19 protein-coding genes are annotated in these 22,839 nt (G+C 38.5%); all 19 read left to right on the top strand.

The genetic code is table 11. The annotated features are described in order from the left end of the window. Positions 1–82 precede the first annotated feature (82 nt). Positions 83–799 (top strand): phosphoribosylaminoimidazolesuccinocarboxamide synthase, encoded by a 717-nt coding sequence (gene purC / locus MHH81_RS17250; RefSeq protein WP_340923577.1) that lies wholly within the window; start codon positions 83–85, stop codon positions 797–799. Next, positions 796–1,050, top strand: coding sequence for a phosphoribosylformylglycinamidine synthase subunit PurS (purS, locus tag MHH81_RS17245; protein ID WP_340923576.1), 255 nt, complete (start codon positions 796–798; stop codon positions 1,048–1,050). Before purC ends, purS begins: the two co-directional genes overlap by 4 nt. Beyond that, positions 1,047–1,733: a phosphoribosylformylglycinamidine synthase subunit PurQ gene (gene purQ / locus MHH81_RS17240; protein ID WP_340923574.1), complete on the top strand. Its 687-nt coding sequence runs from the start codon at positions 1,047–1,049 to the stop codon at positions 1,731–1,733. The genes purS and purQ overlap by 4 nt, the downstream gene beginning before the upstream one ends. Further along, the gene (gene purL, locus MHH81_RS17235; RefSeq protein WP_340923571.1) at positions 1,717–3,948 is read left to right on the top strand and encodes a phosphoribosylformylglycinamidine synthase subunit PurL; all 2,232 of its coding nucleotides are present in this window, start codon (positions 1,717–1,719) and stop codon (positions 3,946–3,948) included. Before purQ ends, purL begins: the two co-directional genes overlap by 17 nt. Continuing rightward, complete coding sequence (purF, locus tag MHH81_RS17230) at positions 3,924–5,345, top strand: amidophosphoribosyltransferase (RefSeq protein ID WP_340923569.1); 1,422 nt, start codon at positions 3,924–3,926, stop codon at positions 5,343–5,345. The genes purL and purF overlap by 25 nt, the downstream gene beginning before the upstream one ends. Positions 5,346–5,356: 11 nt before the next feature. Continuing rightward, positions 5,357–6,412, top strand: coding sequence for a phosphoribosylformylglycinamidine cyclo-ligase (purM, locus tag MHH81_RS17225; protein ID WP_340923565.1), 1,056 nt, complete (start codon positions 5,357–5,359; stop codon positions 6,410–6,412). Continuing rightward, positions 6,412–6,984 (top strand): phosphoribosylglycinamide formyltransferase, encoded by a 573-nt coding sequence (gene purN, locus MHH81_RS17220; protein WP_340923563.1) that lies wholly within the window; start codon positions 6,412–6,414, stop codon positions 6,982–6,984. Before purM ends, purN begins: the two co-directional genes overlap by 1 nt. A gap of 37 nt (positions 6,985–7,021) precedes the next feature. Then, the gene (purH, locus tag MHH81_RS17215) at positions 7,022–8,557 is read left to right on the top strand and encodes a bifunctional phosphoribosylaminoimidazolecarboxamide formyltransferase/IMP cyclohydrolase (RefSeq protein WP_340923561.1); all 1,536 of its coding nucleotides are present in this window, start codon (positions 7,022–7,024) and stop codon (positions 8,555–8,557) included. 14 nt (positions 8,558–8,571) lie between these two features. Continuing rightward, positions 8,572–9,831 (top strand): phosphoribosylamine--glycine ligase, encoded by a 1,260-nt coding sequence (purD, locus tag MHH81_RS17210; RefSeq protein ID WP_340923558.1) that lies wholly within the window; start codon positions 8,572–8,574, stop codon positions 9,829–9,831. Positions 9,832–10,099: 268 nt separating this feature from the next. Beyond that, a complete protein-coding gene (locus MHH81_RS17205; protein WP_340925315.1) occupies positions 10,100–11,830 on the top strand; it encodes an adenine deaminase C-terminal domain-containing protein in 1,731 nt (576 codons plus the stop codon). A 10-nt stretch (positions 11,831–11,840) separates the two neighbouring features. Beyond that, complete coding sequence (locus MHH81_RS17200; RefSeq protein WP_340923555.1) at positions 11,841–12,890, top strand: DUF3048 domain-containing protein; 1,050 nt, start codon at positions 11,841–11,843, stop codon at positions 12,888–12,890. A gap of 32 nt (positions 12,891–12,922) precedes the next feature. Then, entirely contained in the window at positions 12,923–13,243 is a 321-nt protein-coding gene (locus MHH81_RS17195; RefSeq protein ID WP_340923552.1) for a YerC/YecD family TrpR-related protein, read from the top strand. Positions 13,244–13,386: 143 nt separating this feature from the next. Further along, a complete protein-coding gene (locus MHH81_RS17190; protein ID WP_340925313.1) occupies positions 13,387–14,070 on the top strand; it encodes a heptaprenylglyceryl phosphate synthase in 684 nt (227 codons plus the stop codon). A 67-nt stretch (positions 14,071–14,137) separates the two neighbouring features. After that, positions 14,138–16,366 carry a DNA helicase PcrA gene (pcrA, locus tag MHH81_RS17185; protein ID WP_340923550.1) on the top strand — a complete coding sequence of 743 codons (2,229 nt, stop codon included), beginning with the start codon at positions 14,138–14,140 and terminating at the stop codon, positions 16,364–16,366. Positions 16,367–16,389: 23 nt separating this feature from the next. Continuing rightward, positions 16,390–18,393 (top strand): NAD-dependent DNA ligase LigA, encoded by a 2,004-nt coding sequence (gene ligA / locus MHH81_RS17180; RefSeq protein WP_340923548.1) that lies wholly within the window; start codon positions 16,390–16,392, stop codon positions 18,391–18,393. 13 nt (positions 18,394–18,406) lie between these two features. Further along, on the top strand, positions 18,407–19,543 hold the full coding sequence (locus MHH81_RS17175; RefSeq protein WP_340923545.1) for a CamS family sex pheromone protein: 1,137 nt from the start codon (positions 18,407–18,409) through the stop codon (positions 19,541–19,543). Positions 19,544–19,627: 84 nt separating this feature from the next. After that, positions 19,628–19,918 (top strand): Asp-tRNA(Asn)/Glu-tRNA(Gln) amidotransferase subunit GatC, encoded by a 291-nt coding sequence (gene gatC / locus MHH81_RS17170; RefSeq protein WP_340923542.1) that lies wholly within the window; start codon positions 19,628–19,630, stop codon positions 19,916–19,918. A gap of 21 nt (positions 19,919–19,939) precedes the next feature. Next, positions 19,940–21,403: an Asp-tRNA(Asn)/Glu-tRNA(Gln) amidotransferase subunit GatA gene (gatA, locus tag MHH81_RS17165; RefSeq protein WP_340923537.1), complete on the top strand. Its 1,464-nt coding sequence runs from the start codon at positions 19,940–19,942 to the stop codon at positions 21,401–21,403. 1 nt (position 21,404) lies between these two features. Then, on the top strand, positions 21,405–22,832 hold the full coding sequence (gatB, locus tag MHH81_RS17160; protein ID WP_340923534.1) for an Asp-tRNA(Asn)/Glu-tRNA(Gln) amidotransferase subunit GatB: 1,428 nt from the start codon (positions 21,405–21,407) through the stop codon (positions 22,830–22,832). The last annotated feature ends 7 nt before the right edge of the window (positions 22,833–22,839 follow it).

Raw genomic sequence — 22,839 nt, 5'->3', positions numbered from 1 at the left:
AAAGCTCGAATGGTTCAACTAACAATCAGTGGGGAAAAAACACCCCACTGATTGAAGTATTACTTTATCGGAGGGATTTTCATTGGAAAAAGGTCGTCTTTTATATGAAGGTAAGGCAAAACAATTATTCGCAACAGAGGATGAAAATATTCTATATGTTTCATACAAGGATAGCGCTACAGCTTTTAATGGAGAGAAAAAAGAAGAAATAGATGGTAAAGGGATATTAAACAATAAAATCACAACCATTCTATTTGATCAATTGAAAAAGCATGGAATTGAGTCTCATTTTGTGGAGCAAATTTCAGAGAATGAACAACTGGTAAGAAAAGTGGAAATTATTCCACTGGAAGTAGTTGTTCGAAATGTAGCAGCAGGAAGTCTTGCAAAAAGATTAGGTATGGAAGAAGGAATTCCTCTAAAACATACGATTGTAGAATTTTATTACAAAGACGATGCACTTGGGGATCCTTTACTGACAAATGCACATTTAGAATTACTTGCTCTTGCAACACCTGAAGAAATAGAGACGCTTCAAACTAAAGCATTGGAAATCAATAAAGTACTTCAACCTATTTTTAAAGAAATAGGTGTTAAGTTAATAGATTTTAAATTGGAATTTGGTAAAACTCCAGAAGGTGAAATCCTGCTGGCAGATGAAATCTCTCCTGATACATGTAGACTATGGGATGACGAAACGAACAACAAACTAGACAAAGATGTGTTTAGACGTAATTTAGGAAGCTTAACAGAAGTTTATGAAATAATACTTTCCCGCCTAGGAGGATTATCAAAATGAAAAAAGTTAAAGTATATGTAACATTACGTGAAAGTGTTTTAGATCCACAAGGTTCAGCTGTTATGGGTGCTCTTCACTCCATGAATTACAACGAAGTGAAAGATGTTCGTATCGGTAAGTTTCTAGAGCTTCAAATCGAAGAAGCAGGTAGTGATTTAGATACAGTTGTGAAAGAAATGTGTGAAAAACTTCTAACAAACACAGTAATTGAAGACTATCGTTACGAGGTTGAGGAGGTTACGAGCAAATGAAATTTGCAGTAATCGTTTTTCCAGGATCGAACTGTGATTTAGATATGTATCACGCGATTAAAGATGAGCTTGGAGAAGAAGTAGAGTACGTGTGGCATGATGCAACGGACTTAAGCGGATTCGATGGGGTATTATTACCAGGTGGCTTCTCTTATGGTGATTACTTACGTTGTGGCGCAATGGCTAAACAATCTAATGTAATGTCTGAAGTTGTGAAAGCAGCAGAAGCAGGTAAACCAGTTCTAGGTATTTGTAATGGATTCCAAGTGTTAACAGAAGCGGGTCTTCTACCAGGAGCTTTATTACGTAACAAAAACTTGAAATTTATGTGCCGTACAGTTGAACTTCAAGTTGTAAATAATGAAACTCAATTTACTTCAGCATATGAAAAAGACCAAGTGATTCAAATTCCAATTGCACACGGCGAAGGGAATTATTATTGCGACGAAGAAACGCTTGCTAGTTTAAAAGAGAATAATCAAATCGTATTTACTTATGCATCTGAAAATCCAAATGGAAGTATCGAAGACATTGCAGGTATCGTGAATGAAAAAGGAAACGTACTTGGAATGATGCCACATCCAGAACGAGCTGCTAATGACATTATGGGCGGATCAGACGGACTAGCTTTATTTAAATCAATTGTGAAACAGTGGAGGGAATCTCATGTCAATCATGCTTGAACCAAATCCAGAGCAAATTAAAGAACAAAAATTATACGCTCAAATGGGTATGTCAGATGAAGAATTTGAAATGGTAGAAAAGATTTTAGGTCGTCTTCCAAACTATACAGAAACAGGTTTGTTCTCTGTTATGTGGTCTGAACACTGCTCATATAAAAACTCGAAGCCAGTATTACGTAAATTCCCTACAAAAGGCCCTCAAGTACTACAAGGACCAGGTGAAGGTGCTGGAATCGTTGATATTGGTGACGGTCAAGCGGTTGTATTTAAAATGGAGTCGCACAATCACCCATCTGCAATTGAACCATACCAAGGAGCAGCTACAGGTGTTGGTGGAATTATTCGTGACGTTTTCTCCATGGGTGCTCGTCCAATTGCGATGTTGAATTCATTACGTTTTGGCGAATTGAAAACTCCAAGAGTGAAATACTTATTTGAAGAAGTTGTAGCAGGGATTGCTGGCTATGGTAACTGTATCGGGATTCCAACAGTTGGTGGAGAAATCCAATTTGACGACTGTTACGAAGGTAATCCACTAGTTAACGCAATGTGCGTTGGTTTGATTAATCATGAAGATATTCAAAAAGGGATTGCGGCTGGTGAAGGAAATACAGTCATGTACGCTGGAGCAAAAACAGGACGTGACGGTATCCACGGTGCGACATTCGCCTCGGAAGAATTAACTGAAGCTTCAGAAGAAAAACGTCCAGCAGTTCAAGTTGGAGATCCATTTATGGAGAAATTACTTCTGGAAGCATGTTTAGAAGTAATCAAATCAGATGCAATCATTGGTATTCAAGATATGGGTGCTGCAGGTTTAACGTCATCATCTGCTGAAATGGCATCTAAGGCTGGTCACGGTGTAGAAATGAACTTAGACTTTGTTCCTCAACGTGAAACTGGTATGACTGCATATGAAATGATGCTTTCTGAATCACAGGAACGTATGCTAATCGTTGTGAAAAAAGGGCGCGAAGATGAAATCGTACAGATTTTTGAAAAGTACGATTTAGACTGTGTTGCTGTAGGTAAAGTAACGAATGATAAAATGCTTCGTCTGCTTCATAACGGAGAAGTTGTAGCAGAAGTTCCTGCAGATGCACTAGCTGAAGAAGCACCAGTGTATTATAAACCATCTTCTGTACCTGCTTACTTTACGGAATTCCAAGCAATGGAGAACGTGGAGCCAGCAGTGTCAGATTATAAAGAAACTTTATTGAACTTACTTCAACAACCTACAATTGCTTCAAAAGAATGGGTTTATGATCAATATGACTATCAAGTACGTACAAGCACAGTTGTAACACCTGGTTCAGATGCAGCAGTAGTACGTGTTCGTGGAACGAATAAAGGATTAGCAATGACAACTGACTGTAACTCTAGATACATCTATTTAGATCCAGTAGTAGGTGGGAAAATTGCAGTAGCCGAAGCTGCTCGTAATGTAGTATGTTCGGGTGCAAAACCACTTGCTATTACAGACTGCTTAAACTTTGGTAACCCGGAAAACCCTGAAATCTTCTGGCAGTTAGATAAATCAGCTGATGGTATTTCAGAAGCTTGTATCGCATTAGATTCACCAGTAATCGGTGGGAACGTGTCCTTATACAATGAAAGAAGTGGTACAGCAGTTTATCCGACACCAACAATTGGTCTTGTTGGACTTGTAGAAGACTTGGCTCATGTAACAACTCAATCAGTGAAGCAAGCTGGAGATTTCATCTATCTAATGGGCGAAACCAAAACAGAATTTGGTGGATCTGAGCTTCAGAAAATGGTTGAGAAACGTATCTTTGGTCAATCGCCTACTATTGATTTACAAGTAGAAGCGGCACGTCAAAAAGCGTTACTTACAGCTATCAAGTCTGGTGTCGTACAATCTGCACATGATATCGCAGAAGGCGGATTTGCAGTAGCATTAGCAGAAAAAGCTTTTGGTGCGAATGGACTTGGAGTAGAAGTAACTATTAATGGTTCTGCAACAACAGCATTATTTAGTGAATCTCAATCACGTTTCCTTATAACTGTTAAACCTGAAAATGCAGCTAAATTTGAAGAAATCGTAAAAGACGCGGTTAAAATTGGTGCTGTAACAGATGCTAATAAAGTAGTGATTACTAACGAAGACGGAACTGAATGGATTAGCGGTTCTGTTGACGAATTCCGTTCCGCTTGGAAAGGAGCAATACCATGCTTGCTGACATCAGAGGCTTAAACGAAGAATGTGGTGTTTTTGGAATTTGGGGACACCCGGATCCTGCACCGATAAGTTATTATGGTTTGCATGCACTTCAACATCGAGGTCAAGAAGGCGCTGGAATTGTCGTAACAGACGGAAAAGTATTAAGAGCTGTCAAAGGTGAAGGTTTAGTAAATGATGTCTTCAGTAATGGCAAGCTTGAAAAACTAGAAGGAAAAGCTGGAGTAGCACATGTTCGTTATGCAACTTCAGGCGGATCTGGTCTTGAAAATGTTCAACCACTTCTTTTTAATTCGACTACTGGGAGTCTTGCAATCGCACATAATGGAAACATCGTAAATGCGGGTCGTTTAAAACGAAACTTAGAACAGCAAGGTAGTATTTTTCAAACGACTTCTGATACAGAAGTAATTGCACATTTATTGAAGAAAAGTCATCATAATTCGGTAGTGGATCGTGCAAAAGAAGCGCTAAGATTATTAGATGGTGCATTTGCAGTAATTATTTTAACAGAAGATAAATTATTAGTTGCCCTGGATCCACATGGCATGCGTCCACTTTCACTAGGTAAACTTGGCGATGCTTGGGTAGTAGCTTCGGAAACAAGTGCATTTGATTTGATCGGTGCAGAAGCTATTCGTTCTGTTGAACCAGGCGAGCTTATTATTATTAATGATGAAGGTTTACGTTCCGAACGTTTTTCGGAGCCAGCAGAACGTGCTATTTGTACAATGGAGTATGTCTACTTCTCTCGACCTGATTCGAATATCGATGGTATTAATATCCACATGGCAAGAAAACGCCTTGGAAAACAGCTTGCAAAAGAAATCCAAGTAGATGCAGATATTGTTACGGGAGTGCCGGATTCTAGTATTTCAGCGGCAATAGGGTTTTCGGAAGCATCTGGAATCCCTTATGAAATGGGACTTATTAAAAACCGTTATGTGGGTCGTACATTTATCCAGCCATCACAAGATCTTCGTGAGCGCGGCGTTAAGATGAAGCTTTCACCAGTACGTCAAGTCGTAGCGGGAAAACGCGTAGTAATGGTGGATGATTCTATCGTACGTGGGACTACTTCTAGACGTATTGTGAACATGTTGAAAGAGGCTGGAGCGAAAGAGGTACATGTTGTTATTAGCTCACCTCCACTTAAAAATCCTTGTTTCTATGGGATTGATATTAGTTCGGATGAGGAGTTAATTGCAGCTAATAATAGCGTGGAAGAAATGCGTGAACTCATTGGTGCGGACTCTCTTTCCTTTTTATCAGTAGAAGGCATGGTGGAATCAATTGGTCGAACGGATGAAGGGAAAAATTGTGGGCATTGCTTAGCTTGTTTTACTGGCGAGTATCCGACTCCAATCGCTCCGAATACCAAATTACCGCATGAAAAAGAGCTTGTTCGATAGGAGGATTTTACATGTCAAAAGCATATGAAAAAGCAGGCGTTAATATTGAAGCTGGTTATGAAGCAGTTCAGCGAATGAAATCACATGTCGAACGTACATCTAGAAAAGGGATCATGGGTACTTTCGGTGGTTTCGGCGGCATGTTCGATTTGTCTTCATTAAATTATAAAGAACCTGTCCTTATTTCTGGAACAGATGGTGTAGGTACGAAGTTAAAATTAGCGTTTATGACAGATTCACACGATACAATTGGGGTGGATTGTGTTGCAATGTGTGTGAATGATATTGTGGCACAAGGAGCACAACCATTATTCTTCCTGGACTATGTTGCAGTAGGGAAAGCAGTTCCTGCTCGTATTGAGCAAATTGTAAAGGGCGTTGCAGATGGTTGTGTACAATCTGGAGCAGCTTTAATCGGCGGCGAAACAGCGGAAATGCCAGGTCTATACGAGGAAGACGAGTATGACTTAGCTGGATTTGCTGTGGGTGCTTGTGAAAAATCAAAAATTGTAACAGGTGAGAATATTGCCGAAGGTGACGTGTTAGTTGGACTTGCATCTAGCGGCGTACACTCGAATGGTTATTCACTTGTTCGTAAAGTTATATTTGAAGAACAAGGTTACACTCCGGAAACGGTTGTAGAAGGTTATGAAGGCCTTGGCGAAATAGGAAAAGCTCTTTTAACACCAACTAAAATTTATGCGAAGCCGGTAATGGAAATGCATGATTCACTTTCTATTCATGGAATGGCACATGTTACTGGTGGAGGCTTCTATGAAAACTTGCCACGTATGATGCCAGAAGGTTTAGCAGTGGAAGTCGAATTAGGCTCATGGGAAGTGCTTCCTGTTTTCGATTTACTGAAAGAAAAAGGCGAGTTGACGGACCGTGATTTATATAATGTCTTTAATATGGGTGTAGGCTTTGTCCTAGCTTTATCTGCAGAAGAAGCGGAAAAAGCAATTGCAATTGCGGAAGCTCATGGAGAAAAAGCTTATACAATCGGTCGTGTTGTGAAAGGTGAAGGTGTTTTATTCAACGGAGCGCATGACGGGAGTTTAGTGTAATGATAGAAACTCCTAAGTTTGCAGTGTTTGCATCTGGGAGTGGCAGTAATTTTCAAGCCATTTACGATGCCATTCAAAGTGGGAAACTATGTGGTAGCATCCAGCTTGTTGTAACCGACAAGCGTGATGCTTTCGTTATTCAAAGAGCGAAAGAAGCGGGTATCGAAACTCTTGTTGTCATCCAAAAGGAATTCCCTTCAAAAGAAGCGTATGAGAAAGAAATATTGCGGAAGCTAATGGAGTTGAAGGTGGAATGGATTGTACTTGCTGGTTACATGCGATTAGTAGGCAATGTGTTACTAAATGCATATCCGAGTCGAATCATTAATATCCATCCTTCCTTACTTCCTTCTTTCCCAGGAAAAGATGCAATTGGACAAGCATTGGAGCACGGGGCGAAGGTTACTGGAGTTACAGTTCATTATGTGGATGCCGGAATGGATACAGGACCCATCTTAGCCCAGGCTGCAGTTGAAGTTGTAGTTGGAGATAGAGAGAAAACCGAAGAACGAATCCACACGCTAGAGCATTCATTATATACGAAGACTTTACAAGAACTATGGAGCCGGTAGCATTACCGGCTTTTCTTAAATAAGAGGAGGAATTATTGTGGCAAAACGTGCGTTAATTAGCCTTTCGGATAAATCAGGAATTCTTGAATTTGCAAAAGAGTTAGTTGAATTAGGGTATGAAATTTTATCAACTGGTGGAACGAAATCATTTTTAGAAGAAAATGGTGTGGCTATTACATCAGTAGACTCTGTAACAAACTTCCCAGAAATTTTAGATGGGCGCGTAAAAACATTAAATCCAATGATTCATGGTGGATTATTAGCGAAACATGATGATCCTTCTCACCAAGCACAACTAGAAGAACATAGTATTACACCTATACAAGTAGTATGTGTGAATTTATATCCTTTCCGTGAAACTATTTCAAAACCTAATGTTGCATTTGAAGATGCGATTGAAAATATCGATATCGGTGGTCCATCAATGTTACGTTCTGCTGCAAAAAACCATCAATACGTAACAGTGGTAACAGATGCTTCTGACTATGCGGAAGTATTAGCACAGTTAAAAGAAACTGGTGAAACGACACTAGAAACACGTCGCAAGCTAGCTGCAAAAGTTTTCCGTCACACAGCAGCATACGATGCTTTGATCGCTAGCTACATGACAGATTTAACTGGCGAAGAATTCCCTGAATTACTAACACTTACATATGAGCGTAAGCAAGCTTTACGTTACGGTGAAAATCCTCACCAAAAAGCAGCATTTTACCAACGTCCACTTGGATCTGATTTCTCGATTGCTTCTGCAACTCAATTGCATGGTAAGGAGCTTTCTTATAACAACATTCAAGATGCAAATGCTGCTATTCAAATCGTGAAAGAATTTGAAATTCCTGCTGCAGTAGCAGTAAAACATATGAATCCTTGTGGTGTTGGAACAGGCGAAACAATCTCTGCTGCTTTTAATAAAGCATATGAAGCAGATTCAACGTCCATTTTCGGAGGTATCGTTGCGTTGAATCGTGAAGTAGATGCAGCAACTGCAAAAGTTTTAGCAGGCATTTTCTTAGAAATCATCATCGCTCCTTCCTTCACAGAAGAAGCAATTGCTATGTTGACTGCGAAGAAAAACATTCGTCTTCTCACTATCTCTTACGAACAAACGAAAAAAGATGCATGGAACACAGTTTCTGTAGAAGGTGGACTATTAATTCAATCTCCAGATACTTATGGTTTAAAAGATGCAGACGTGAGAGTAGTAACAGACCGTGAGCCTACAGCAGAAGAGTGGAAAGCATTAGAGCTTGGCTGGAACGTAGTGAAACACGTGAAATCTAACGCAATTGTAGTGGCTACAGAAGATATGACAATTGGCGTTGGTGCTGGACAAATGAATCGTGTAGGATCTGCTAAAATTGCATTAGAGCAAGCTGGAGAACGTGCAAAAGGGGCAGGACTTGCATCGGACGCATTCTTCCCAATGAACGATACAGTAGAAACTGCTGCAAAAGCTGGTATCACAGCAATTATTCAAACTGGTGGGTCTGTAAAAGACCAAGATTCTATCGATAAAGCAAACGAATATGGAATTGCAATGGTATTCACTGGCGTTCGTCATTTCAAACATTAAGGGAGGCTTTGTACATGAAAATTCTCGTAATTGGTAGTGGTGGCCGTGAGCATGCCATCGTAAAGCAATTTAATGCTTCTCCTTCTGTCGATAAAGTATTTGTAGCACCAGGAAATGCTGGAATGGTAAATGATGCACAGATTATCCCAATCGATTCAATGGCATTTGAAGAGCTTGCACAGTTTGCTATAGAAAATGAGATTGATCTAACATTTGTTGGGCCAGAGCAACCACTTGTGGCCGGAATCGTTGATCACTTCACTAAGCACAATCTTCGTATTTTTGGACCTAACAAAGCTGCAGCACAATTGGAAGGAAGTAAATCGTTCGCTAAAGAGCTGATGAAAAAATATAATATTCCAACTGCTGCCTATGAAACGTTTACAGAAGTAGACAAGGCAAAAGCATATATTGAAAAGCTTGGTGCTCCAATCGTTATAAAAGCAGACGGTCTGGCAGCAGGTAAAGGTGTCGTTGTCGCAATGTCCGTGGACGAAGCGAATACAGCGGTCGAAGATATGATTGGCAATCAATTATTTGGTGAATCATCGTCAAGTGTAGTAATTGAAGAGTTTCTAGTTGGAGAAGAAATTTCCTATATGTCATTTGTGCATAACGGTCAAATTTATCCAATGGTTATTTCTCAAGACCATAAACGTGCATATGATGGTGACAAGGGGCCAAATACTGGAGGAATGGGTGCTTATTCACCAGTTCCTCAAATTGCAAGCGAAGTAGTAGAACTAGCTTACAATACAGTTGTGGTACCAACAGTGAAAGCAATGGAACAAGAAGGTACACCATTCACCGGTATTTTATATGCAGGACTAATAATAACTGATGATGGACCAAAAGTAATCGAGTTCAATGCTCGTTTTGGAGATCCGGAAACACAAGTAGTACTTCCTCGTATGACTTCGGATTTTGGACTTTTCATTACCGCTCTAATGAATGAAAAACCTTTTGAGTTGGAATGGTCTGATGCAGAAATGCTAGGTGTTGTCATCGCATCTGCTGGTTATCCAAGTGATGTACAAAAAGGTGCTCAGTTGCCAAATCTTGCTGTTCTAGAAGAAGCAGGTCTTCACGTGTTCCATGCTGGTACTAAAGCTGGAACGGAAGGTTTTATTGCAAATGGAGGCCGCGTTATTTTAGTAGTAGGAAGCGAGTCAACGTTGAAAGAAGCACAACAAAAAGTATATATAGGCCTATCTAAGTTAGAATGGGAAGGTTTATTTTTCAGAAAAGATATAGGCTGGAGAACGTTTCAATAGTTAAAAGAGGATGTCCCAGCGATTTGTTGGAGACATCCTCTTTTATAATAAGGATCTGTGGTCTTGGCAGCCCGTTTTTCCGTAGGAGTCTCGCGGATTTTCGGCACAAAATATATGCTTCAAAAAAACAACAGCCTAATTTAACAGAGCCCATAATATAATTTTTTTCTCAGAATTTACTAAAAATAGAATTCAACACTTTGCTTTACTAAAGTACTATGCTAATATTATTTCTAAGTACATATTTACAGGAAGGAGCATGGATGGTATGCAATATCCAATTTGGAAAATAGAAGAGATAAGACATCAAATAGATGTTGTGAATGGAACACAAGCACCAGATATTCTTATTACCAATGCAACTTATCTACACAGTCATTTAAAAAAATGGATTACCGGTAATATTTGGATTGTAAAAGACCGAATTGTATACACTGGTTCAGAAATGCCTCTTATTTCGGGTAAAACAGAAGTGTATGATGCAACTGGTCAAAAGATTGTGCCAGGCTATATTGAACCTCATGTACATCCATTCCAACTATATAATCCACAAACCTTTGCAGATTATGCAGCGCAGCTAGGAACTACTACATTCATAGCAGATAACTTAATCTTCTTTTTGATGCTTGAGAATAAGAAAGCGTTTTCAATAATGGGCCAATTAAAGGAATTACCCTTCGCGTTCTATTGGTGGGCTCGTTTTGATTCGCAAACAGAGCTTGAAAATGAAGAAGAATTATTCACTTCTAAAAAAGTCGGTGAATGGATAGAGAGACCAGATGTTATTATGGGGGGGGAGCTAACTGGTTGGCCGAGATTACTTTCTGGCGATGATCAGATGTTGTATTGGATGCAGCAAGCAAAAACGAATGGTATGAAAATTGAAGGTCATTTCCCAGGAGCATCGGAGCGCACGCTTGCACGCATGCGTCTTCTTGGAGCAGATGGCGATCATGAATCGATGACCATAGAAGAAGTGGAAAGACGAATTCTTCATGGTTATGCTGTGACGCTTCGTCACTCATCCATTCGTCCTGATTTACCCATATTACTAAAAGGTATACTAGAGAAGGATCTTCATATTTTTGATCATTTAATGATGACTACAGATGGTGCAACCCCTTCATTTCATACAGATGGAGTGATGGATAAGTGTATTCAAGTAGCTTTAGATGCTGGGGTAAATCCAATCGATGCTTATTTAATGGCTTCATTTAATGTAGCAAAATATTATAATTTATCTAATTTACACGGGGTAATTGCAACAGGAAGATTTGCCACACTTAACTTTTTAGTAGATGAGCAAAGTCCTGTACCAATAAGCGTTTTATCAAAAGGAGTATGGTTAAAACGAGCTAGTGAACAAGTGCATGCATTTGCTCCAATTGATTGGTCGGATATGCCAGATCTAAATATAGACTTCGACTTGTCGGAGTCTGACTTTCAATTTTCCATGCCTTTTGGAATTGAAATGGTAAACGATGTTATTACAAAGCCTTATTCAATCAGCGTCGATACGACAGACAATGAACTGTCGACGAGTCATGATGAAAGCTTCCTTTTGTTAATAGATCGCCATGGTAAATGGAAAGTTTCCACCCTGATTAAAGGGTTTGCTACGACCTTAAAGGGATTTGCATCTTCTTATTCTAGCACCGGTGACTTTTTATTAATCGGTAAAAATAAAAAATGCATGCTACAGGCATTTAACGAAATGAAGAAGATGAATGGAGGAATTGTCCTCGTTGAGAATGATGAAGTTGTTTGTTCTGTTAATCTTGCTATTGGTGGAGGACTATCTGATAAGCCAATGGAAGAGTTAATAGAAGAAGAGTTGCTTCTGAAGAAAGAGCTAGCTGCAAGAGGATTTAGGCATGGGGATGCTATTTATACTTTATCCTTTTTGCAGGCTACACATTTACCATATGTACGAGTTACACAAAGAGGTATTTTCGATGTCATGAAAAAACAAGTACTATTTCCAGCTGTTATGAGGTAGGGGGATATATGTGTTCAAAAAATGGGGATTTTTAGGTGTTATTTGTTTACTTCTTATGGCTTGTTCCAACGAGGAAGAAGTTAAGGAAGAAGTAAAACCAGTAGAAGAGCCTATAGAAGAGACAGTAGATGTAGTAGAAGAACCAGTTGTGTTACCATTTACCGCACCTTTTACAGGAGTCGGCTCAGAAATAGAATTAACACAAAGACCGATTCTTGTGACGATCAATAATCATCCACTAGCTAGACCACAGTCCGGAATTTCACAAGCAGATATCGTATATGAAATGCTAGCGGAAGGAAATGTCACGAGATTCCTAGCTCTCTATCAAAGTAGTATTCCGGAAAATATAGGACCTGTTCGAAGTGCACGTGACTATTTTATAGACATCGCAAAAGGATTAGATGCATTTTATATTGCACATGGATATAGTCCTGATGCACAGAAAATGCTAAATGCAAAAGTTGTTGATAATATTAATGGTATGCAGTATGATGGAATACTCTTTAAACGATCAAAGGATCGTAAAGCACCACATAATTCGTACATTTCAAACGAAAATATTTTTGCAGGTGCAGAACGAGTAGGAGCCTCGATGAATATCGATAAAGTTCCCACTTTCAGCTTCTACGATTCATTAGAAGGTGCAAAAATTGGAAATCCCGTTACTAACGTAAGCATACGATATGGTTCAGGATCAAGTTTTGAAAATGAGTATACGTATATACCAGAGGAAGGCCTATATGAAAGGAAAACAGCTGGAATCTTAACGATCGACAAAGAAACAGATGAACCTGTGAAACTTTCAAATGTCATTTTTATGGAAATGCCTCATAAAACCATTGATAATGCTGGCCGACAGCAAATCACTTTAACTGGTGGTGGGAACGCTTATCTATTCCAAGCTGGTGTAATGAAGGTCATTGAGTGGGAAAATGTTGATGGGGTTCTCGTTCCTATGGAAAATGGGGTTCCTGCAAAACTAGTGCAAGGGAAAACATGGATTAGTTTTGTTCCAATGAAACCAGGATTAGAAAGTATGGTAAACTTTTTACCTTGACAATTGATAGTATAGAGAGGAATGAAACGAATATGCAAATTGAAAAAATCAAAGGTCATCAAACGGACCAATTATTTCAAGCGATTTTACAATTAAAAGATATGGATGAATGTTATCGATTTTTTGATGACTTATGTACAATAAGCGAGATTCAATCCTTGGCACAGCGTTTTGAAGTATCACATTTATTACGCATGAAAAAAACATATGAAACTATTAAGAAAGAAACAGGTGCAAGTACTGCAACAATTTCACGTGTAAGACGCGCATTTGATTATGGCAACGGAACCTATGATGAGATGCTTGGTCGTCTTTATCCAGAGGAATTACCTATCCCAAATTCGAAAGAATAAGCTCAGACTTTGACATACTTTTTTTAAAAAGCCTGACATATTAACTATAAATATGTTTTTCACGATGGCCTTTACTGAACAGAGATATCTGTTCAGTTTTTTTGTTATAATGAATGAATGTAAATTAACTATATGTAGGTGAGATAATGGATTATAAAGAATGGCGACATATATTTAAATTGGATCCGGCAAAAACAATTGACGCTGAAGATTTAGAGAAGATTTGTGAATCTGGGACCGACGCAATTATTATTGGTGGTTCGGATGATATTACACTTGATAATGTTATTGATTTATTGATGCGTGTTAGAAGATATGCTGTTCCTGTAGCTCTAGAAGTATCTACAATCGAGTCTATTACGCCTGGCTTTGATTTTTATTTTATTCCAAGTGTCTTAAATAGCACGGATACCAAATGGGTGAAAGATTTACATCATGCTGCAATGAAAGAATTCGGTGAATTAATGAACTGGGAAGAAATTATTCCTGAGGGATATTGTGTCTTAAATCCTGATTGCAAGGCTGCTATGCTGACAAATGCTCAGCAGGTAGAAACAACAGATGATATTATTGCTTATGCTCAAATGGTCGAGCATATGTTCAAGTTCCCTATTTTTTATATGGAATATAGCGGGATGTATGGGGATGTAGAGGCTGTGAAACAAGTGAAATCCGTTCTTGTTCGTACACACCTTTTTTATGGTGGAGGAATACAAACGGAAGCGCAGGCAAAGGAAATGGCGGCCTATGCAGATACAATTATTATAGGGAATCAAGTGTATGAAAATTTAGAAGAAGCATTGAAAACAGTAAATGCAGTCAAGTAACATTTGAGAAAAGTAAGATTCAAATGTATAATGATAGGAACGAATGTTCTTGTAGAGGGAGTGTATTATGGAGCTTATAGCGAAAAATTTATTAAACGGTATGAACAAAGAGCAAGAAAAAGCTGTAAAAACAACAGATGGTCCTCTACTCATTATGGCTGGAGCAGGGTCTGGTAAAACACGTGTATTAACGCATCGAATTGCGTATTTAATAGTGGAAAAGGAAGTCTATCCTTCCAAAATACTTGCCATTACATTTACAAATAAAGCTGCACGTGAAATGCGTGAACGTATCAATAGTATCTTGGGTGCAGGAACTGGAGAGAGTATGTGGGTCTCCACTTTTCACTCGATGTGTGTTCGTATTTTAAGGAGAGATATTGATCGAATCGGTTTTTCGAAAAATTTCTCTATTTTAGATACGACTGATCAGTTATCGGTTATAAAAACTATTTTAAAAGAACAAAATATTGATTCGAAAAAGTATGATCCACGTTCGATGTTAAATGCAATTAGTAGTGCTAAAAATATATGTATTGACGCAGATACATTTAAAGCGCAGATGAACGAATTTAACCCATTTGAAAAAAACGTTGCTGAGGTATATAAAGGGTATGAAAAGCGTTTAAGAAAAAACCAATCCCTCGATTTTGATGATTTAATTATGACAACGTTGACCCTCTTTAAACGAGTGCCCGAAGTACTAGAGTTTTATCAAAATAAATTCCAATATATTCATGTAGATGAGTACCAAGATACCAATAAAGCACAATACGAATTAGTACAGATGCTTGCACAGAAATTCAAAAACATTTGTGTCGTTGGTGACTCCGATCAATCCATTTATCGCTGGCGTGGAGCAGATATTCAAAATATTTTATCGTTTGAAAAGGATTATCCAAATGCAACAGTGATTATGCTGGAGCAAAATTATCGCTCTTCACAAAGAATCTTACAAGCTGCTAATGACGTCATTGGTAATAACACGAGCAGATATCCTAAGGTGCTAAGAACAGAAAATAATGAAGGCGAAAAAATTCAGCTATTCCGTGCTTTTAATGAGCAACAGGAAGCTCAGTTTGTTGTGCAATCCATTCAAGAAATGATGGAAAAAGAAAACCGTACCTTGGACGATTTCGCTATATTATACCGAACAAATGCTCAATCACGTGTGATGGAGGAAGTACTCGTTAAATCGAATATGTCGTATACAATAGTAGGAGGGACTAAGTTCTACGATCGTAAAGAAATTAAAGACTTATTAGCCTATCTTCGTTTGATTGCCAACAACGATGACGATTTATCCTTAGCGCGAATTATTAATGAGCCGAAACGTAATATTGGCGCAACTTCTTTTGAACGTATGGCTATGTATGCGCTTGAACAAGATCGCTCCATTCTCGATGCATTGAATGAAGTAGATTTCATGGGATTACCTGCACGTGCTGTTAACTCAGTTGTGCAATTCCAAGGACTTATTCAAAACTTCACACAGATGCAAGAGTACCTATCGGTAACCGAGATTGTAGAGCAAGTGCTAGAAAAAACAGGCTACCGAACTATGTTGAAAAATGAAAAAACGATTGAAGCGGAAAGTCGCTTAGAAAATATCGAAGAGTTCTTGTCTGTTACAAAGGCGTTTGAAGAACAAAGTGACGATAAATCACTTGTCTCCTTCTTAACAGATTTAGCGCTTATTTCTGATATCGATAAATTAGATGAAGACCAGGATGTATCTCAAGGAAATATCATCTTAATGACGATGCATGCTGCAAAGGGACTTGAGTTTCCTGTAGTATTTATCATTGGAATGGAAGAAAATATTTTTCCTCATTCCCGTTCTCTTGGGGATGATGAAGAGATGGAAGAAGAACGTCGACTTGCTTATGTTGGTATTACTAGAGCAGAGGAAAGACTGATTATTACATGTGCACAATCTCGGACCATTTTTGGTCGTGGAAGCTTCAATAGTCCTTCCCGTTTTATTGCAGAAATTTCAGATGAGATTATCGAATCAGTTGGAGGGAAGAAAGAAGGAAAAATGAGTTCTTCTACCACTTCTATAGCAACCCCACAAACAAGAAGAGCACCAGTTGCTACACCCGCGTATAAACAATCAGGTGGAGATAAAATGGGCTGGAAAGTGGGAGATAAAGCTGCGCATAAAAAATGGGGAGAAGGTATGGTTGTTAGTGTTCGTGGTGATGGGGAAGATACGGAGCTTGATATCGCATTCCCAAGTCCGACTGGTATTAAGCGATTGCTCGCTAAATTTGCACCGATTGAAAAAGGATAATTCACTTAGTGGAGGAAAACCCCATGGATAAATTAGAACAACGAGTAAAAGAGCTGCATAAGCTTTTATATGAATATGGATATGCATACTACGTGTTAGACAATCCGATTGTTCCAGATGCAGTGTATGATCAATACTTACATGAATTGATATCACTAGAAGAACAAAATCCTCATTTAATAATGCCGGATTCTCCGACGCAACGAGTAGGACTAGTAGTAACAGAAGGTTTTAAAAAAGTGAATCATACAAATCCAATGCTTAGCCTTTCCAATGCATTTAACGAAGACGATCTTCGGGATTTTGATAAACGAATTGTTGGTATTATTGATGAAACACCATCGTATGTATGCGAATTAAAAATAGATGGATTGGCCGTTTCGCTTCTATACGAAGAAGGTCGCTTAGTAAGAGGAGCTACTCGTGGTGACGGAACGACTGGAGAAGACATAACGAGTAATATAAAAACAATCCGCTCGATCCCACTTCGTTTAAAAGACAACGTAACACTTGAAGCAAGAGGTGAAGCATATATGCCGAAAGCTTCGTTTGAAAAGTTAAATGAAGAACGGGCTGAACGCAGTGAAGAATTATTTGCAAATCCGAGAAATGCTGCTGCAGGATCTCTTCGTCAGCTAGATCCAAAAATGGCTGCAAGCAGGAATTTGGCTATGTTCGTATACGGCATGGGTGGTGACGGAGAAGGGCAGAATGTTGATAAACACTCCGAGGCATTAAAGTTTATGAAAGAACAAGGTCTGCCGACGAATAAGGAAGCAAGAGAGTGTTCTTCTATAGAAGAAGTACTTGAGTATATAGAAGAATGGACAGCTAGAAGAAACGATATACCTTATGAAATTGATGGTATCGTGATTAAAGTAAATGACTATGCTCACCAGGAGGAGCTAGGATTTACCGCAAAAAGTCCGCGCTTTGCGATAGCTTATAAATTCCCTGCAGAAGAAGTAGTTACAACTATACTTGATATCGACTTAACGGTTGGACGAACTGGAGTCGTTACACCTACTGCAATCTTAGTACCTGCACAAGTGGCAGGTTCTACGGTTCAACGTGCGACTTTGCACAATGAAGATTTAATCCGGGAAAAGGATATTCGCATTGGAGACCGTGTCATTATTCGAAAAGCTGGCGATATCATACCAGAAGTAGTATCGGTAATACTGGAAGAAAGAAAAGGCACAGAGATACCTTATGAAATGCCAACTCATTGTCCTGTTTGTGAGAGTGAATTGGTGAGAATAGAAGAGGAAGTTGCATTACGATGTGTGAATCCACAATGTCCCGCTCAAATTCAAGAAGGAATTTATCATTTTGCCTCTCGTAATGCGATGAATATTGAAGGTCTAGGGGAAAAGGTTGTCGTACAGTTATTTAGGGAGCAATTGATTAAAGACGTTTCTGATTTATACAAATTAACAATAGAAGATTTGATTAAGCTAGAGCGTATGGGATTGAAATCTGCCACTAATTTAGTGACTGCAATAGAAGCTTCCAAAGAGAACTCGATGGAACGAGTATTATTTGGTCTTGGCATTCGCCATATTGGAGAAAAAGCAGCGAAAATACTGTCCGAAACTTTTCATAACTTCGAAGCACTAATGAAAGCTACAAGAGAAGAGCTTATTACAATCAATGAGATTGGGGACAAGATGGCAGACTCCCTCGTTACGTATTTTGAGCAAGAAGAAGCACAACAGCTCATGCAACGATTAAGAAAAGTTGGATTGGTTCTTCAATATACTGGGAAAATTATTGATGTATCGACTTTAGAGAATAGTCCGTTTGCGGGTAAAACTGTTGTCTTAACAGGAAAGCTGATGCAATTATCACGTCCAGAAGCGAAAGAAAAAATTGAGTCATTAGGCGGCAAAGTTGCAGGAAGTGTAAGTAAAAAAACTGATTTAGTAATAGCAGGAGAAGAAGCAGGGTCTAAGCTAGAAAAAGCTACAAGTCTTGGAATCGAAATCTGGGATGAACAAAAGCTGCTAGACCAATTAGCGGAGTAAAGGAGTTCTAAGCATGGCAAAAAAATATATAGGTTTATCTACGCTAATTTTAGTGCTAATTGTTTCTGGTTGTACTCCTTCACTGAGAGAAGAACCAGAAGTCCTTCAGAATACTGAAGAAGAAGCTGCGAAAACAGTGATTATTCCTAGTTTACAATTAGATGAGAATTACTACCGTACAATTTTACCTTATGAGGAAAGTGCAAGTAGAGGATTGGTAGTCTCTAATCTTGCAACGAAATACGATATGAAAGAAGTAGAAACTGGTCTGCTGCGCATATCACAAAATGAGTTTTCCCCGGATAAGTATTTATTCCAAGAAGGACAATATTTAGAAGGCAGTACGATTAGTTCGTGGTTAGCAAGAAGCAATCAAACAGTTGATGGATTAAATCCAAGTGATGAAGGGCTAATTGGTGAAGAAAAAGCCAAAAATGCACCTGTTTATATTACGCATATTGTGGAGCAAAATTACTTAGAAAAAGTAGATAACACTGTAAAACTAGCGGGAGTTTCTGTAGGGCTTGCTTTAAATTCTATCTATTATTATCAAAAGGAAGCATATGGTGCGACATTTGAAGAGCCATTAACTCAAAAACAAATTGAAGAAAATGGGAAGAAAATAGCAGATGAAGTAGTAAATCGCATGCGTCAAATAGAAGGACTTGCAGATGTTCCAATCGTTGTTGGTCTTTTCAAACAAAACAGTAGAAATGCGGTTGTTCCCGGAACATATTTTTCGTATGGTGTTGCTCCAAGCGGGAAAAATGTGTCAGATTGGAAAGCAATAGATGAAGAATATATATTATTTCCAACGGCAGCTTCAGAAGAAAAATATCGTGATTTAGATACTATTTTCCGCAACTTCAAACAAGATGTGGAAACGTATTTTTCAAATTATACAAGCGTGATTGGAACTGGTTATTTTAAAGATCAACAACTCCAAAAATTGACCATTACAATTCCGATTCAATTCTACGGTACGGCAGAATTGATTGGGTTCACACAGCATATAGCTGGTTTAATCAAAACACACTTTAATCCTGCTATGAATATAGAGGTACAAATAAACTCTCTGGATGGAGCAGAAGCATTATTAGTGAAGAAATCTGGAGAAGAAGATGCCTATGTGCATATATACACCCAATAAGAGTGGAAAAAGTAACACTCTGTTCAACTAGAGTGAAAAATGATATGATATTGCTTATGGTTATTGAATTCGGAGGTGTGGAAATTGGCGAATATTTCAAAAGAAGAAGTAAAGCACGTAGCGCATTTAGCACGATTAGCAATCACAGAAGAAGAGGCTGAAAAGTTTGCAGTGCAGTTAGCAGCAATTACGGACTTTGCAGAGCAACTAAAAGAATTGGATACTACGAATGTAGTACCAACAACGCATGTCTTACCTTTAGTAAATGTTTTACGTAAAGATGAAGCAATTAAAGGATTAGACCGCGAAACGATGATGTTAAATGTAAAAGAACAAGAAGCAGGTCAAGTAAAAGTACCGTCCATTATGGATTAATAGTTGTTAGGAGGGAAAAGTATGACGTTATTTGAACGTTCAGCAAAAGAACTACAAGCGCTTTTACATAGCAATGAAATTACAATCGCTGATTTGACAAAAGAAGCTTATGAACGCGTAGAAAAACTAGATGGTGATGTAGAGGCTTTCTTAGCATTAAATAAAGAAAAAGCGACAGCAACAGCTGCAGAATTAGATCAAGTACCTTTTGCAGAACGTGGACCATTATTTGGTCTACCAATCGGAGTGAAAGATAATATTGTAACAGAAGGTTTAGAAACAACTTGTGCAAGTAAAATATTAAAAGGATTCAATCCAATTTATGATGCAACTGTTGTGAAAAAGCTACGCGCTGCAGGAATGGTCACTATTGGGAAATTAAACATGGATGAATTTGCAATGGGTTCTTCGAATGAAAACTCAGCATATAAAACAACAAAAAATCCATGGTCACTTGACCGAGTACCTGGAGGTTCTTCTGGTGCATCAGCAGCTGCAGTAGCAGCAGGAGAAGTTCCATTCTCATTAGGTTCTGATACAGGTGGTTCAATCCGTCAACCAGCATCTTATTGTGGTGTTGTTGGGATGAAACCTACTTATGGACGAGTTTCACGTTTTGGATTAGTTGCGTTCGCATCTTCCCTTGACCAAATCGGTCCGATTACTCGCAATGTAACAGATAATGCATTATTACTAGAAGCAATTTCTGGACTTGATCCACATGATTCTACTTCTGCAGACGTAGAAGTACCAAGTTTCGCATCAGCTCTAACTGGTGATGTTAAAGGTCTTCGAATCGCAGTACCGAAAGAATATTTAGGTGAAGGTGTTAGCGAAGCAGTTCGTCAATCCGTTCTTGATGCATTAAAAGTATTGGAGAATCTAGGAGCAACTTGGGAAGAGGTTTCATTACCACATTCGAAATACGCTTTAGCAACATACTATATTCTTTCATCTTCAGAAGCTTCATCTAACCTTTCTCGTTTCGATGGTATTCGTTATGGTTTCCGTGCAGAAAATGTACAAAACTTAATGGATCTTTATAAAGAAACTCGTTCTCAAGGGTTTGGGGATGAAGTAAAACGTCGTATTATGCTGGGAACTTATTCTTTAAGCGCTGGTACTTACGATGCTTACTATAAAAAAGCACAACAAGTTCGTACATTAATCAAAGAAGATTACGATAAAGTATTAGCAGACTATGATGTTATTGTCGGGCCTACTGCACCAACACCAGCATTTAAAATTGGTGAGAACGTAGAAGATCCATTAACGATGTATGCAAACGATATTTTAACTATTCCAATTAACCTAGCAGGTGTCCCAGCTATTTCTATCCCATGTGGATTTGAAAACGGCTTACCACTTGGCTTACAAATTATTGGAAATTACTTTGATGAGTCGACAATTTATCGTGTAGCTCATGCTTATGAGCAAGCGACTGATTTCCATACACAAACTCCTCAAATCTGGGAGGGAAAATAACATGAACTTTGAAACAGTTATTGGATTAGAAGTACACGTAGAGTTAAAAACTAACTCTAAAATCTTCTCTGCTGCACCAAATCACTTTGGGGCTGAGCCAAATACAAATACAACAGTAGTAGATCTTGGATATCCTGGAGTACTACCTGTGTTAAATAAAAACGTGGTCGATTTTGCTATGCGTGCAGCTCTTGCATTAAACATGGAAATCGAACAAAATACAAAATTTGACCGTAAAAATTATTTCTACCCTGACAATCCAAAAGCGTATCAAATTTCACAATTTGATAAGCCAATTGGTAAAAATGGATGGGTTGAAATTGAAGTTAACGGTGAGAAAAAGCGTATTGGTATTACTCGTCTTCATATGGAAGAAGATGCGGGTAAATTATCACATGCGGATGGATATTCTTTAGTAGACTTTAACCGTCAAGGAACTCCTCTCGTGGAAATCGTATCAGAGCCAGACATTCGTACTCCTGAAGAAGCTTATGCTTACCTGGAAAAAGTAAAAGCCATTATCCAATATACAGATGTTTCGGACTGTAAAATGGAAGAAGGATCTTTACGCTGTGATGCTAATATTTCTATACGTCCATATGGCCAAGAAGAATTTGGTACTAAAACAGAGTTGAAAAACTTAAACTCTTTCAACTATGTACGTAGAGGTTTAGAACATGAAGAAATCCGTCAAGCACAAGTACTTTCTTCAGGTGGAGTAATTGAACAAGAAACTCGTCGTTATGATGAGAAAACAGGTAAAACAATCCTTATGCGTGTTAAAGAAGGAACAGACGATTATCGTTATTTCCCTGAACCGGATTTAGTTGACCTTGTAATTGATGATGCTTGGTTAGAACGTGTACGCGCAGAAATTCCAGAGCTACCAGATGCACGTAAACAACGTTACGTCGAAGAGCTTGGTTTATCTCCATATGATGCTCATGTATTAACATTATCAAAAGACATGGCGAACTTCTTTGAAGCAACAACAACTGATGGAGCAGATGTCAAACTTTCTGCTAACTGGTTAATGGGCGAAGTTTCTGCTTATTTAAACGCTGAGCAAAAAGAGTTATCTGCTACTCCTTTAACTCCAGCTGGACTTGCTGGCATGATTAAATTAATTGAAGATGGAACAATTTCATCTAAAATAGCTAAAAAAGTATTCAAGGAGCTTATCGAAAATGGTGGCTCTGCAGAAGAAATTGTAAAAGCAAAAGGATTAGTACAAATTTCAGACGAAGGCGCACTTCGTGAAATTGTCGTAGCAACTTTGGATGCTAATCCACAATCAATTGAAGACTTTAAAAACGGGAAAGATCGTGCAATTGGTTTCCTAGTAGGTCAAATCATGAAAGCAACAAAAGGCCAAGCGAACCCACCTCTTGTAAACAAAATTTTACAAGAAGAGATTGTAAAGCGCTAAAAAACAT

It is taken from the genome of Psychrobacillus sp. FSL H8-0484 (assembly GCF_038005325.1).
In the GTDB taxonomy this organism is placed as follows: domain Bacteria; phylum Bacillota; class Bacilli; order Bacillales_A; family Planococcaceae; genus Psychrobacillus.
Note: the sequence above shows the minus strand (reverse complement) of the source record. Positions and strands in the feature narration are given on the sequence as shown.

Excerpts from the sequence above, each read along its gene's own strand:
- gatB (WP_340923534.1), top strand. The coding sequence starts at position 21,405 with ATGAACTTTGAAACAGTTATTGGATTAGAAGTACACGTAGAGTTAAAA.
- purM (WP_340923565.1), top strand. The coding sequence starts at position 5,357 with ATGTCAAAAGCATATGAAAAAGCAGGCGTTAATATTGAAGCTGGTTAT.
- pcrA (WP_340923550.1), top strand. The coding sequence starts at position 14,138 with ATGGAGCTTATAGCGAAAAATTTATTAAACGGTATGAACAAAGAGCAA.
- ligA (WP_340923548.1), top strand. The coding sequence starts at position 16,390 with ATGGATAAATTAGAACAACGAGTAAAAGAGCTGCATAAGCTTTTATAT.
- purF (WP_340923569.1), top strand. The coding sequence starts at position 3,924 with ATGCTTGCTGACATCAGAGGCTTAAACGAAGAATGTGGTGTTTTTGGA.
- purL (WP_340923571.1), top strand. The coding sequence starts at position 1,717 with ATGTCAATCATGCTTGAACCAAATCCAGAGCAAATTAAAGAACAAAAA.
- MHH81_RS17205 (WP_340925315.1), top strand. The coding sequence starts at position 10,100 with ATGCAATATCCAATTTGGAAAATAGAAGAGATAAGACATCAAATAGAT.
- gatA (WP_340923537.1), top strand. The coding sequence starts at position 19,940 with ATGACGTTATTTGAACGTTCAGCAAAAGAACTACAAGCGCTTTTACAT.
- purN (WP_340923563.1), top strand. The coding sequence starts at position 6,412 with ATGATAGAAACTCCTAAGTTTGCAGTGTTTGCATCTGGGAGTGGCAGT.
- purQ (WP_340923574.1), top strand. The coding sequence starts at position 1,047 with ATGAAATTTGCAGTAATCGTTTTTCCAGGATCGAACTGTGATTTAGAT.
- MHH81_RS17195 (WP_340923552.1), top strand. The coding sequence starts at position 12,923 with ATGCAAATTGAAAAAATCAAAGGTCATCAAACGGACCAATTATTTCAA.
- MHH81_RS17175 (WP_340923545.1), top strand. The coding sequence starts at position 18,407 with ATGGCAAAAAAATATATAGGTTTATCTACGCTAATTTTAGTGCTAATT.
- purD (WP_340923558.1), top strand. The coding sequence starts at position 8,572 with ATGAAAATTCTCGTAATTGGTAGTGGTGGCCGTGAGCATGCCATCGTA.
- purS (WP_340923576.1), top strand. The coding sequence starts at position 796 with ATGAAAAAAGTTAAAGTATATGTAACATTACGTGAAAGTGTTTTAGAT.